Source organism: Streptomyces herbicida (genome assembly GCF_032656585.1).
Taxonomy (GTDB): Bacteria; Actinomycetota; Actinomycetes; order Streptomycetales; family Streptomycetaceae; genus Streptomyces; species Streptomyces herbicida.
Genome location: NZ_JAUYWJ010000012.1, coordinates 240,631 through 254,200, shown reverse-complemented (window position 1 = coordinate 254,200; position 13,570 = coordinate 240,631). Strand labels below are relative to the sequence as shown.

Here is a 13,570-nt window from a genome sequence, read left to right as displayed (position 1 = left end):
GGGTGTAGCCGGGCTGCAAGCGCACACGCCCGGTGCCGCCACGGGCGTGCACACGCCCGGGGAGCGGCTGAGAACCGACCGGCTCTGTCCCGAAGCCGAGTCGTACTGGTGGTACGTGAGGTACCGAACCGACCTGCACTCACGACGGCTGCGTCACCAAACCGTCGTAAGCAGATGTGCGAGTGGGTGACTCGCTCGTATGAGCTTAACCGGGGGGTAACGAGCGCGCCAGCCCCCGAGTTTGTGATGTAGGTCCCCACCGCCGCACGACCCGCCTAATGTGGGCTTCGTGGACGAAGAGTTGCGATCGCTCACGGAGCGTCTACGACAGGAGTCGCGCGGCACGGCGGCGTACGAGCGTCTGCTGGCGACCGAGGACCACGACGAACTGGCCGACGTGCTCACCGCGCCCGGACAGCCGCTGTGGGCCCGGGAACTGGCCGCGTTCCGGCTGGGGGTGGCGGGCGACCGGCGGGCCTTCGAGTCCCTCGTGCTGCTGCTCAACCACCGCGATCCGCCGCGCTGCGCCTCCGCCGCCTACGCCCTGTCCCGGCTCGACGACCCCCGCACGGCCCGCGCGGCCGCCGCTCTGGCCACCAACGAACTGCGCGTCGCCTATGCCCTGCACCCCGTGCGGCTCCTGGTCGAGCTGCGCGCCCCGGAGGCCGTGCCCGCGCTGATCACCACCCTGGAACGCCGACTGCGTCCGCACGACCCCTACCGCCGGGTCGCCCTCGCCTGTGTGGAGGGCCTCGGCACGCTCGGCGACGCCCGGGCCAGACGCGTCCTCAGCGAGGCACTGGCCCACCCGACGCTCGCCGAGGCGGCCGTGCACGCGCTGGCCCGGATCCCGAAGCCGAGGTGACCGAAGGCCGGCTCAGCTCCGTCACGTACCGCACCTCGGGCACGGCGACGCCGTCCACCTCGAAGGGCTCCTCGGTGCCGTCAGCGCGGAAGCCCGCCGGCTCGTAGAAGCGCCGGGCGCGCTTGTTCTCCTTCAGCACCCACAGATACATACGGGCGTGGACGGGCGCGCACTGCCGCACCGAGCTCTCCAGCAGCGCCCGTCCGACCCCGCTCCCCAGATGCTCGGAGTCGACGTAGATCGCGTACAACTCGCCGTCGCCGGTGCGCCTTTCGCCGTCGCGGTACGGCCCGTGCGCCGCCCAGCCGACGATCTCGCCGCCCAGCTCGGCGACCAGGTTCACCACCCCGTCCACGGCATGCGGGGAGAAGCGGGCGCGTCGCCGCTCGGCGTCCTCCGCCACGCTGAGCCCGTCGAGGTAGGTCTGCGGCATGAGCCCCTGGTAGGCGCTCTGCCAGCCACGGATGCGTATCTCGGAGACGCGGTCGCAGTCGGCGAGCGTCATCGGGCGGATGGGAGGAGGTGTGCCGTCCATGGCCGCACTCTAGGGAGCGGTCGGCCGCACCGGCCGTGATTATCCGTCCACGACCGCGAACGCCTCGATCTCCATGAGGAACTGCGGCCCCACGAGCGCGGCCACCTGTACGGCTGACGCCGCCGGGAGCAGGTCGTCGGGTATGTGCGCGGCGCGAGCGGCCCGGATCGCCGGCAAGTACGCCATGTCCGTGACGAAGTAGGTGAGTTTGACGACGTTCTGGAAGGTCGCCCCGGCGGCGGCCAGACAGCGCCTCAGGTTCTCGAACACCTGGTGTGCCTGGGCCGCGGGATCACTCTCGCCGACGAGCCTGCCCTCCTCGTCCAGGGCGAGCTGGCCGGAGACGGCGACGAAACGGCCTGTGCCCAGCACGACATGGCTGTACTGGGCCGCGGGCGCGACGCCTTCGGGGGCGGGAATCCTGGTCGGCTCACTCATGGGTCCATGGTGGACCATGGGTCTGACAACGCCCCCGGCGGATTACCGGGGGCGTCGGCCGCTCAGCGCCGGACGCCGAGCAGGCCGTGCAGGGCCGAGCCGCCGGACGAGATGGACGCCGCCTTGGTGGTCAGCGGCTTCGGGTCGGGTGTCCTGCGGCACACCGCGTCGGCCTCGCCGGTGCCGCGCGGGACCTTGCCGTTGGTCAGATACGTGGCCAGGTGCTTGTCCAGGCAGTTGTTCCCGCTCAGCGTGACGCCGTGGTTCCCGCCGCCCTCCTCGACCACCAGGCTGGAGCCGACCAGCAGACGGTGGGCCGTGACACCGCCCTCGTACGGGGTGGCCGCGTCGTTCGTCGCCTGGAAGAGCAGCGCCGGCGGCAGCTGGGCGTTGGCGACGTTCACCGGCTTCAGCGAGGTCGTCTGCCAGAACGCGCACGGTGCGTTGTACCAGGCGTTGTTCCAGACCATGAAGGGTGCCTTCGCGTACACCGCCCAGCCGTCCCTGCGCCACCGGTCCCAGGTGCGCGGCCAGGAGGCGTCACGGCACTGCACCGCGGCATAGACGCTGTAGTTGTTCTCGCCCGAGGAGTCGACTGCGGCGAGCTTGCCGTACACCGCGACCAGCAGGTCCGGGTTCTTCTTGTTCACGTAGGCCGCGAACGCGTCGGCCAGGTAGGGCCAGTAGCCGTTGTAGTAGCCGCCGGGCATGAACGTGTCCTCCAGCTCGGAGGCACCGACCTTGCCGCCGGCCGGCTTCTTGGCGAGCGCCGCCCGCATCGCGTACCACTTGGCCTCGACCTTCGCCGGGTCGGTGCCGAGCCGGTAGGTCGAGTCGTACTTGGCGATCCAGGCCATGAGAGCGCGGTGGCGGTCGTTGAAGGCGTAGTCCTGGGCGAGGTTGTCGTCGTACCAGACGCCCTTCGGGTTCACGATCGAGTCCAGGACCAGGCGGCGCACCCGCTCCGGGAAGAGCTTGGCGTAGACGGCGCCGAGGTAGGTGCCGTACGAGTAACCGAGGTAGTTGATCTTCTTCTCGCCGAGCGCCTGCCGGATCGAGTCCAGGTCCCGTGCGGAGCTGACCGTGTCGATGTAGGGCAGGACGCCCGCGTACTTCTTGGCACAGGCGTCGGCGAACCCCATCGCGCGCGTGACGCCCGCCCGCTCGAGGGCGGACGTGCGCGGGGAGGAGTCCGGGCGCACCGGCTTGAAGTACCCCGGCTCGCAGTTCAGGGCGGGAGTGCTCGCTCCGACGCCGCGCGGGTCGAAGCCGATGACGTCGTACTGGGCGGCCACCGTCTTCGGCAGCGCGGACGCCACGAACCCGGCGAGCATCAGACCGCTGGCCCCAGGGCCGCCGGGGTTGACCAGCAGGGGGCCCTGGTAGGTCTGGGCGGTGTGCGGGACGCGGGAGATGGCGAGCGTGATCTGTCGTCCGGACGGGTGCGTGTGATCGAGCGGCACCTTCACGGATGTGCACTCGAGCGTCGGATAGTCGGCGGTGCCGCATTTCTTCCAGCTGAGTTTCGCGGCCGGGGCCGCCTGCGCGGGGACGGCTGTGAACGAACCGGCCAGCACGACCGCGGCAGCGCACAGCACGGCTGCGCGTGTTCCCATGGGTCCTCCCGGGACGGAGGGTGTGCGGACCGCGAGGGCCACGGTCCTCGCCGCATCGTCCCGGAGTGGGAGCCCGGAAGAACATGTTATGGCAATAATTGACCCAATTGGGTTGGATGTTGCCCTCGAACGCCCTCAAATCAGAGTGAGTTGGGTCGGTTCGGGCATTCCGGCCTCAGGGGTCCCGGCCGCGGCGGGCTCGGGCGGGCGGATCCGGCGCGGCATCCCCGCGCGCGTGGGGCCGATCCCGTACTCCTGTGCCAGGTCGTGGACCTGACGGGTGATCCGGCGCTGGTACCACTTCGGCGCGTAGGAGCCCTCCGCGTACAGCCGCTCGTAGCGGCGCACCAGATGCGGATGGTGCGCCGAGAGCCAGGACATGAACCACTCACGGGCCCCCGGCCGCAGATGCAGTACCAGCGGGGTCACGGAGGTGGCCCCGGCGGCCGCGATCGCCCTTACTGTGGCGCGCAGTTGGGCCGGGTCGTCGCTCAGGAACGGGACCACGGGCGCCATCAGCACACCGCAGCCGATGCCGTGCTCGCCGAGCGTCCGCACGACCTCCAGGCGCCGCTCGGGCGCGGGCGTGCCCGGCTCGACCGTGCGCCACAGGGCGGGGTCGGTGAAGCCGACGGAGACCGAGATGCCGACGTCCGTGACCTCCGCCGCCTGCTTCAGCAGGTCGAGGTCGCGCAGGATCAGGGTGCCCTTCGTCAGGATGGAGAAGGGGTTCGCGTGGTCGCGCAGGGCGGAGATGATGCCCGGCATCAGGCCGTAGCGGCCCTCCGCGCGCTGGTAGCAGTCGACGTTCGTGCCCATCGCGATGTGCTCGCCCTGCCAGCGGCGGGAGCCGAGCTGGCGGCGCAGCAGCTCCGGCGCGTTCACCTTGACCACGATCTGGGTGTCGAAGCCGATCCCGGTGTCGAGGTCCAGATAGCTGTGCGTCTTGCGTGCGAAGCAGTACACGCACGCGTGCGTGCAGCCCCGGTACGGATTGACCGTCCACTCGAACGGCATGCGCGAGGCGCCCGGCACCCGGTTGAGGATCGAGCGGGCCCGGATCTCGTGGAAGGTGATCCCGCGGAACTCGGGCGTGTCGAAGGTGCGGGTGGTCACCGCGTCCGCGCCGAACAGCGCGGCATCGGCCGCCCGGCCGTGTTCGGGCTCGACTGTGAGGTTCTCCCAGCGCATGACGCCTCCTCGATAGTGCTGCACACAGAATAGAACACCTGTTCGCATGATCGTGCAAGGGTGTTTTCCGATCGCTTCGGACAGTCGGAGGCACCCCGATTTGGGCGGCCGGGGACCGGGGTGGTTGGCTTTCCCCCACCCCGAGAATTCAGGTCCTGGAGGAAGTCAATGGCGCAGGTCGAGGCCACTACGGAGCGGATCGTCGCGGCGAACGCGGAGAAGGTGTTCGACGCCCTCGCCGATTACACCGGCACGCGCGAGCGGCTGCTGCCCGAGCACTTCAGCGAGTACGAGGTGCGCGAGGGCGGCGACGGAGAGGGCACCCTCGTCCACTGGAAGCTCCAGGCCACCAGCAAGCGCGTCCGCGACTGCCTCCTGGAGGTCGGCGAGCCGGCCGACGGCGAGCTGGTCGAGAAGGACCGCAACTCCTCCATGGTCACCACCTGGCGCGTCACCCCCGCCGGCGAGGGCAGGTCCAGGGTCGTGGTGACCACCACCTGGAAGGGTGCCGGCGGCATCGGCGGCTTCTTCGAGAGGACGTTCGCGCCCAAGGGTCTCGGCCGGATCTACGACGCGGTCCTCGCCAAGCTCGCCGCCGAGGTCGAGAAGTAGCCCAAAGGGCAAACGGGGAAGGCGGGTTGATCCCTCACCGGTTCGAGTGGATCTCCGTTTCGCCGCCCTGTGTGGCCGTAACTCGTCGCGCTTGCTCGCAGTTGTCGATTTACGCGTGGATTTACGCGGAATTCGTGCGGCAGCGCGACGAGGGGAGCGGTACGTGGGCGGGACGCTGGTGCAGGACGAGCCGGCCGTGGCACCTCCGGAGGCGCCCGTCCCGCCTCCGGGTCCGGTCGCCCAACTCGGCCCGCACCGCGTCCGGTTGGTGTTCTGCGGGCTGATGCTCGCCCTGCTCCTGGCGGCCCTGGACCAGATGATCGTCGCCACGGCGCTGCCCAGGATCGTCGGTGAACTGCACGGCCTGGACCGGATGTCCTGGGCGATCACCGCTTATCTGCTCACCGCCACCGTGGGCCTGCCCGTCTACGGCAAGCTCGGCGACCTCCTCGGCCGCAAGGGAGTCTTCCAGTTCGCGATCGCCGTCTTCGTGATCGGCTCGGCGCTCGCCGGCCGGGTGCAGAGCATGGACCAGCTGATCGCCTTCCGCGCGGTCCAGGGCATCGGCGCCGGCGGCCTGCTGATCGGCGTGCAGGCGATCATCGCGGACATCGTGCCGCCCCGGCAGCGCGGCCGCTACATGGGCCTCATCGGCGCGGCCTTCGGCCTCGCCTCCGTCGCCGGCCCGCTGCTCGGCGGCTACTTCACCGACCATCTCTCCTGGCGCTGGTGCTTCTACGTCAACGTGCCCTTCGGCCTGCTCACCCTGGCCGTCGTCACCGTGGTGCTCAGGCTCCCCAAGCCGCAGGTCCGGGCGCGCCTCGACGTCCTCGGCGCGCTGCTCCTCGCCACGGTCTCCACCTGCCTGGTCCTGCTGACCAGCTGGGGCGGCACCGAATACGCCTGGGGCTCGCGACAGATCCTCGGCCTCGGCGCGGGCGCGGTGGCCGCCGCCGTCCTCTTCCTCGTGGCCGAGCTCCGCGCCGCCGAACCCCTCATCCCCCTGCGGCTGTTCAAGGACTCCGTCTTCAACGTCAGCGGCCTGGTCGGCCTGGTGATCGGCGTCGCCCTGTTCGGAGCCGCCAGCTATCTGCCCACCTTCCTGCAGATGGTCGACGGCGCCTCGGCCACCGAGTCGGGCCTGCTGATGCTGCCCATGATGGCCGGTATCGTCGGCGCCTCGATCCTCGCCGGACAGCTCATCAGCCACACCGGCCGCTACAAGCTCTTCCCCGTCCTCGGCGGCCTTTTCTCGGTCGTCGGCATGTGGCTCCTGTCCCGGCTCGGCGTCGACACGCCCCGGCTGCACTACAGCATCTGGATGGCCGTCCTCGGCGCCGGCATCGGCATGGTGATGCCCGTGCTGATCCTCGCCGTGCAGAACTCCGTGCGCCCCGCCGACCTCGGCACCGCCACCAGCGCCAACAACTACTTCCGGCAGATCGGCGGCAGCGTCGGCGCCGCCGTCTTCGGCACCCTCTTCGCCGACCGGCTCGCCGACGCCCTGCACCGGCGGCTCCCCGCGCACGCGGGCGCCCGGCTCCCCGACCCGGAGTCCCTCACCCCGCAGCTCGTGCACGCGCTGCCCCCGGAGCTGCGCGACGCCTACGTCCGCGCCTACGCGGACGCGATGCCCCGGATCTTCCTCTACCTCGTCCCGGTGCTCGTCCTCGGCCTGCTCATCGCCTTCTTCCTCAAGGAGAAACCGCTGGTGTCCCACAACGCCCCCGCCACTCACCAGGAGGCCGCACCGGTGAACGCCCCGATCCCGCAGGCCCGCCCCCGGCCTTCGGCCGGGGGGACCCCCATCTCGCTTCGCTCGCCGTACGCCGCCGGAGTCCCCGTCTGCGGCACGGTGCAGCACTCCGACGGGACCGTGGTGCCCCGGGCCGCGCTCACCCTCATCGACGTGGCGGGACAGCAGATCGGCCGGGGCGCGAGCGGGGAGGACGGACGGTATGCGCTGTCCACGCCCGGCTCGGGGGCGTACGTGCTGATCGCCGCGGCGGGTGGCCACCAGCCACAGGCGGTGTCCGTGACCGTCGGAGAGCGGCCCGTCGAACTCGACGTGGTCCTCGGCGGCGCCGGACGCCTCGCGGGCACCGTGCTGACCGCGGACGGCACTCCCGTGCGGGACGCCGCGGTCACGCTCACCAACGTCCACGGCGAGGTCGTCGCGAGCACCCGCACCGGGCGCGAGGGCGGATACGTCATCAGCGAGCTGGTGGCCGGGGAGTACACCCTCGCCGCCAGCGCGCCCGCCTTCCGGCCCGCCGCGCTCCCCGTCAGCGTGCAGGCCTCCCGGGAGACCCGGCAGGACGTGGAGCTCGCGGGCGGTGCCCTGCTGCGCGGCACCGTGCGGGCCGGCGACGGACGGCCCGTCGAGGACGCGCGCGTGACCCTGCTCGACGCGGCCGGGAACGTCGTGGACACCCTCACCACCGACCCGGACGGAACGTTCCGGTTCGTCGACCTCTCCTCCGGTGAATACACCGTCATCGCGGCCGGTTACCCGCCGGTTGCCACCGTGCTCCAAGTGGCCGGCGGGGGACGGACGGAGCGAGATCTCCAGCTGGGACACGAGGACTGACGCACCGTCGGGCGGGCGCCCGGGCGATCAAGTGAAACCAATTCCAGAATTGCCACACATCGCGACGAGCCGTCCCCGTACGGTAGTGGCGGGCGGCACAGATCTATGCGGAGCCGTGGGGAGAGAGGGCCTTGGCCATGGACCGTGGCACCGAGAGGGACGCACCTCCCAGCCGCGGAGCTGGGGGCGGCGCGGCGGACACCGTCGCGGCCGGGCGCATCCCGCTGGCCGTGGTCGTCGTCGACCGCGACGGACTCGTCTCCCACTGGAGCACGGGTGCCCGGAGGCTGTTCGGCGCCCCCAAGGAGGACGCGGTCGGCCGGTCCGTCCTCGATTTACTGCCCGTCTCCGGAGCGCTCCCCGAGAACGACGAGATCACCCCGTACGGCGCCTACTCGGCGTACGACGGCCTCGGCCCCAACCTGGAGTCCTCCCTCGACGGACGGCTGAACTACCCCGCGGCGGGCCGCGCCCGCATCACCGTGCCCGAGCGAGACCGCGGCCGCGTGGACGTGCTGTGGTGGGCCTACCCCCTGGTGGGACCCGGCAGTGAGCGGCTGCTGGTGCTGGCCGCCGACGCGGACCGGCTGCACCCCGGCGAGCCGGAGGGCGGGTACGGAACCGCGGCCTTCGAGCGCATCGCGCCCGGCTTCGCCCTGCACACCGACTTCCCCGGTGCCGAGGAACTCGCCCGCCGGCTGCCCGAGATCCTGCCCAGCATGAGCGTCGGCGAGGGCGCCCGTATCGTCGCGCAGGTCCTCGAACTCGGGTATCCCGTGCTGGAGTTCAGCCAGAACGACCGGGTGCCCGTCACCCCCGACTGGGGTGTCGCCCGGCGCACCGAGCGCAAGGCACGCCGGGAGCGGGCCGCCCGGGCCGTGGCCCAGGGCCTGCCGGTACCGGAGCAACTCGCCGGCGACGAGGTCGAGGACCTGGAGTACACCGCCGTACGCGAACGCCTGGAGTTCCTCAACGAGGTCAGCGGAAGGATCGGCACCTCCCTCGATCTGTCGCGGACCATCATCGAGGTCAGCAGGGCCGTCGTACCGCGCTTCACCGATGTCGCCGGCACCTATCTGCGCGAACAGGTCGTCGCCGGCGAGGGGTTCCCCGACGGTGTGCCCGACACCACCACCATGTGGCACCGGGTCGCCGTCGAGCACACCGACGAACCCGGCCGCTGGGACGACGTCGTCCCCGTCGGCGAGGCCATGCCGTTCCCGGCGCACACCCCGTTCTTCCAGTGCATGACCTCCGGCGAGCCGGTCCTGGTGCCGCGCATCAGTGAGCAGATGGGCCACGCCATCGCCTCGCAGTTCGAGAAGCGCGACATCCGGCCGCTGATCACGGGCCGCTCCATGCTCGTCGTACCGCTGAAGGCCCGTAACGTGGTCCTGGGCTTCATGATCCTGCTGCGCCATCCCGAGCGCGCCGAGTTCAACGACATGGACCGGGTCACCGGCGCTGAACTCGCCGCCCGCGCGGGCCTCGTGCTCGACAACGCGCGCATGTACACGTACCAGGAGAGCGTCGCCGAGACGCTCCAGGACAGCATGCTGCCGCACATTCCGCCGCGCATGCCGGGCTGCGACATCGCCACCCGCTACCTCCCCGGCACCCTCCTCGGCCGGGTCGGCGGCGACTGGTTCGACTCGGTGAAGCTGCCCGGCGCCCGCACCGCCCTCGTCGTCGGCGACGTCATGGGCCACGGCCTCAACTCGGCCGCGATGATGGGCCAGTTGCGGACCGCCGTGCAGACCATGGCCGCCCTCGACCTGCCGCCCGCCCAGCTGCTGCGCAATCTCGACGACCTGGCCCAGCGGCTCGGCGACACCTATCTGGCGACGTGTCTGTACGCCGTCTACGACCCGATCGAGAGCGAGCTGCACATCGCCAACGCGGGCCACGTCCCACCGGTGCTGGTGAGGGCGGAGGACGGCCGCAGCGAGCTGCTCGATCTGCCCACGGGCGCACCGATAGGGGTCGGCGGGGTCCCCTTCGAGGCGGTTCGCGTGCGCGTGGAACCCGGTGACCGGCTGGTGATGTGCACCGACGGCCTGGTGGAGGTGCGCGGCGAGGACATCGGCGTGGGCCTCGCGACCCTGTGCGAGTCCGCCGCCCACCCGGCGGCCTCCATGGACGACGCCTGCGACACCATCATCCGTGCCCTCAACACCCGCGGCGGCCGCAAGGACGACGTGGCCCTGCTGATGGCGCGCCTGAACGGCATCGAGCCGGAGGACGTCGCCGAGTGGCGGTTGGCCCTGGACCCGGCCGAGGCGGGCCGGGCCCGCGCGGTGGTCCGCGAGCAGCTGTACGAGTGGGGGCTGGCCCGGCTGGCGGACAACGCCGAGCTGATGGCCGGCGAGCTGGTCACCAATGCCGTACGGCACGCCCGCAGCCGTCATGTCCAGCTACGGCTGGTGCGGGGCGACACACTGCTGTGCGAGGTGGAGGACGACGACCACACTCTGCCGACACTGCTCAGCGCCGGTCCCGACGCCGAGTCCGGGCGCGGGCTGCGCGTGGTCAGCACACTGGCCCGGGAGTGGGGCACGAGCCGTACGGGTGCCGGGAAGACCGTCTGGTTCGAACTGACCCTGAGGCGCCGCTGACGCACGCCCGAGGGCGTACTCGTATCGAATACGGAGTGAAGGAACGCGCCACGCGCTTGTCGCCGGAACCCCGGCGCGATAAACCGTACTGGCCCGTCACTTACGGGCGGATCGGCGTCGCACCCTGGGGAGTTGGGCATGAGCGTGACGAGTCGGTACCGCGAGGCATGGGAGGGCTTCTGGCGCGAGGCGCCGGACGAGCAGGGGGCCGTCTTCTGGGACGCGGAGCCCGCGCTGTCGGCCGGAATCCATCTGGCCCTGTTCGAGCCGCACCTGACGGATCCCGGTCTGCCGCTGCTCGACCTCGGCTGTGGGAACGGCACCCAGACCCGGTTCCTCGCCGACCGCTTCCCGCATGTCGTGGGCGCCGACATCGCAGCCGCGGCCCTCGACCACGCCCGGCACGCGGACCGGGCGGGGCAGGCGAGCTACCGGCTGCTGAACGCCGCCGAGAAGAGCGAGACCGAGACGCTGCACGCGGAGCTCGGCGACGCCAACGTCTATATGCGGGGTGTGCTCCACCAGTGCGAGCCGGACGACCGCCAGCCGCTGGTGGACGGCATCGCGGCCCTGGTCGGCGAGCGCGGCCGCGCCTTCCTCGTCGAACTCGCCGAGGCCGCCCGCCCCGTCCTGCTCGGCCTGGCCCAGAGCCCGTCGGGCCCGCCGCCCAAGCTGGCCCCGATCTTCCGCCATGGCATCGCTCCCGGCGAGGTGGCGGACGACGCGGTGCCCGAGTATCTGCGGTCGGCCGGGCTCACCGTCCTCGCGAGCGGTGAACTCCCGCTGACGACCGCCGAGTTCCGACCGGACGGAACGCGGATCGAGCTGCCCTCGAAGTGGTTGGTGGCCGGCCGGACGCGGTGACCGGGGCGGGGACTCCGTGGCGGCGCACCCGGCATACCGCAGGGTGGCCGCCGGGTTCCTGGCCGGTTCCCCCTCCGGCGCGTAACGTGACGGAGCATGAAGATCCTCATCAGTGCGGACATGGAGGGCGCCACGGGTGTCACCTGGCCGGCGGACGTACTGCCGGGGACACCGCAGTGGGAGCGGTGCCGGGCGATGTTCACCTCGGACGTCGACGCCGCGGTGCGCGGGTTCTACGACGGCGGCGCGGACGAGGTGATCGTCAACGAGGCGCACTGGAGCATGCGCAACCTGCTCCTGGAGCGGCTGGACGAGCGCGTGCGGATGCTCACCGGGCGGCACAAGTCGCTGTCCATGGTGGAGGGCGTGCAGCACGGGGACGTGGACGGCATCGCGTTCGTCGGATACCACTCGGGCGCCGGCATGGAGGGCGTCCTCGCGCACACCTACCTCGCGAACTCCATCACCGGGGTGTGGCTGGGCGACGTACGGGCCAGTGAGGGACTGCTGAACGCGCATGTCGTCGCCGAATACGGGGTGCCCGTCGTGCTCGTCACCGGCGACGACGTGGCCTGCGAGGACGCGCTCGGATACGCCCCGGAGGCGCTCAAGGTCGCGGTCAAGGACCATGTGTCGCGGTATGCGGCCGTGTGCCGCACCCCGGCCAGGACCGCCGCCGACATCCGCGCCGCGGCCAAGGAGGCGGCCGCGCTGGCGGTGCGTCACGAGCCCGTGAGGGGCGGGCCGTTCACGATCGCGCTGGAATTCGACGCCGAGCACTTGGCGCAGGCCGCGACCGTCGTACCGGGCGTCGCACGGGTCGGGGAGCGGAAGGTGGCGTACACCAGCGGCACCATGTACGAGGGGATCCGGACGTTCAAGGCGGTCACCACGATCGTCTCGGCCGCGGTGGAGGAGCAGTATGGCTGACGCGCAGGCGCTGGACGAGGTCGTCCGGTTCACCTCGGACCTGATCCGGATCGACACGACCAACCGGGGCGGCGGGGACTGCCGCGAGCGGCCGGCCGCCGAGTACGTCGCCGAGCAACTGGCCGGGGCCGGGCCGGCGCCCCTGATGCTGGAGCGCACCCCCGGACGGACCAACGTCGTCGCCCGTATCGAGGGCACCGACCCGTCCGCCGACGCGCTGCTCGTGCACGGACACCTCGACGTGGTGCCGGCGCGGGCCGAGGACTGGAGCGTGCACCCGTTCTCCGGGGAGATCCGCGACGGGGTCGTGTGGGGCCGGGGCGCTGTCGACATGAAGAACATGGACGCGATGATCCTCGCGGTGGTACGGGCCTGGGCCAGGGCGGGCGTACGGCCCCGGCGCGACATCGTGGTCGCGTTCACCGCCGACGAGGAGGCCAGCGCCGAGGACGGTTCCGGGTTCCTGGCCGACCGGCACGCCGCGCTGTTCGAGGGCTGTACGGAGGGCGTCAGCGAGTCGGGCGCGTACACCTTCCACGACGGGACCGGACGGCAGATCTACCCCATCGCCGCGGGCGAGCGCGGCACCGGCTGGCTGAGGCTCACCGCCCGCGGCCGGGCCGGGCACGGCTCCAAGGTCAACCGGGAGAACGCGGTGACCCGGCTCGCCGCCGCGATCACCCGGATCGGCGAGCACGAGTGGCCGCTGAGGCTCACCCCGACCGTGCGGGCCTCCCTCACCGAACTCGCGGCCCTGTACGGCATCGAGGCGGACCTGAGCGGCGTGGACCGGCTCCTGGAGAAGCTCGGCCCGGCCGCGAAGCTCGTCGAGGCCACCGTCCGCAACAGCGCCAACCCGACGATGCTGGAGGCGGGTTACAAGGTCAACGTCATCCCCGGGGAGGCGGTCGCGTACGTGGACGGGCGGTATCTGCCCGGCGGCGAGGACGAGTTCCGTACGACCCTCGACCGGCTGACCGGACCCGACGTGGAGTGGGAGTTCCATCACCGGGAGGTCGCCCTGCAGGCCCCGGTGGACTCGCCGACGTACGCCAAGATGCGCGCCGCCGTGCGGGAGTTCGCGCCCGAGGGGCATGTGGTGCCGTTCTGCATGTCGGGCGGCACGGACGCCAAGCAGTTCTCGCGGCTGGGCATCACCGGGTACGGCTTCACACCGCTGAGGCTCCCCGAGGGCTTCGACTACCAGGCGATGTTCCACGGGGTCGACGAACGCGTCCCGGTCGAGGCGCTGCACTTCGGCGTCCGGGTCCTCGACCGCTTCCTGCGGACGGCCTAGAGGCGGTGGGAGACGAC

At 71.4% G+C, this 13,570-nt stretch carries 11 protein-coding genes; 7 read left to right on the top strand and 4 right to left on the bottom strand.

The genetic code is table 11. The features are described from left to right. Nucleotides 1–289 precede the first annotated feature (289 nt). Complete coding sequence (locus Q8A52_RS25730; protein WP_316755643.1) at nt 290–865, top strand: adenylosuccinate lyase; 576 nt, start codon at nt 290–292, stop codon at nt 863–865. Here Q8A52_RS25730 and Q8A52_RS25725 read toward each other — a convergent pair. From Q8A52_RS25725 to Q8A52_RS25710, 4 genes are all read right to left on the bottom strand, one after another. Continuing rightward, nucleotides 789–1,400, bottom strand: a complete 612-nt coding sequence (locus tag Q8A52_RS25725) for a GNAT family N-acetyltransferase (RefSeq protein WP_316755642.1) — start codon at nt 1,398–1,400, stop codon at nt 789–791. The two genes, Q8A52_RS25730 and Q8A52_RS25725, sit on opposite strands and share 77 nt — an antisense overlap. A 39-nt stretch (nt 1,401–1,439) precedes the next feature. Beyond that, nucleotides 1,440–1,838: a RidA family protein gene (locus Q8A52_RS25720; RefSeq protein WP_316755640.1), complete on the bottom strand. Its 399-nt coding sequence runs from the start codon at nt 1,836–1,838 to the stop codon at nt 1,440–1,442. 62 nt (nt 1,839–1,900) lie between these two features. Beyond that, nucleotides 1,901–3,454 carry an alpha/beta hydrolase gene (locus Q8A52_RS25715; protein WP_316755638.1) on the bottom strand — a complete coding sequence of 518 codons (1,554 nt, stop codon included), beginning with the start codon at nt 3,452–3,454 and terminating at the stop codon, nt 1,901–1,903. A 135-nt stretch (nt 3,455–3,589) separates the two neighbouring features. After that, complete coding sequence (locus Q8A52_RS25710; protein WP_316755636.1) at nt 3,590–4,645, bottom strand: Rv2578c family radical SAM protein; 1,056 nt, start codon at nt 4,643–4,645, stop codon at nt 3,590–3,592. Between the two features lie 168 nt (nt 4,646–4,813). On the opposite strand from Q8A52_RS25710, the gene Q8A52_RS25705 reads away from it, so the two are divergent. From Q8A52_RS25705 to Q8A52_RS25680, 6 genes are all read left to right on the top strand, one after another. Further along, complete coding sequence (locus Q8A52_RS25705) at nt 4,814–5,257, top strand: SRPBCC family protein (RefSeq protein ID WP_316755634.1); 444 nt, start codon at nt 4,814–4,816, stop codon at nt 5,255–5,257. A 163-nt stretch (nt 5,258–5,420) separates the two neighbouring features. Beyond that, a complete protein-coding gene (locus tag Q8A52_RS25700) occupies nt 5,421–7,847 on the top strand; it encodes an MFS transporter (protein WP_316755632.1) in 2,427 nt (808 codons plus the stop codon). 137 nt (nt 7,848–7,984) lie between these two features. After that, complete coding sequence (locus tag Q8A52_RS25695) at nt 7,985–10,462, top strand: SpoIIE family protein phosphatase (protein ID WP_316755762.1); 2,478 nt, start codon at nt 7,985–7,987, stop codon at nt 10,460–10,462. A 138-nt stretch (nt 10,463–10,600) separates the two neighbouring features. Then, entirely contained in the window at nt 10,601–11,326 is a 726-nt protein-coding gene (locus Q8A52_RS25690; protein WP_316755630.1) for a class I SAM-dependent methyltransferase, read from the top strand. Nucleotides 11,327–11,422: 96 nt separating this feature from the next. Beyond that, complete coding sequence (locus tag Q8A52_RS25685; RefSeq protein ID WP_316755628.1) at nt 11,423–12,256, top strand: M55 family metallopeptidase; 834 nt, start codon at nt 11,423–11,425, stop codon at nt 12,254–12,256. Continuing rightward, on the top strand, nt 12,249–13,553 hold the full coding sequence (locus Q8A52_RS25680) for a M20/M25/M40 family metallo-hydrolase (RefSeq protein ID WP_316755626.1): 1,305 nt from the start codon (nt 12,249–12,251) through the stop codon (nt 13,551–13,553). The genes Q8A52_RS25685 and Q8A52_RS25680 overlap by 8 nt, the downstream gene beginning before the upstream one ends. The last annotated feature ends 17 nt before the right edge of the window (nt 13,554–13,570 follow it).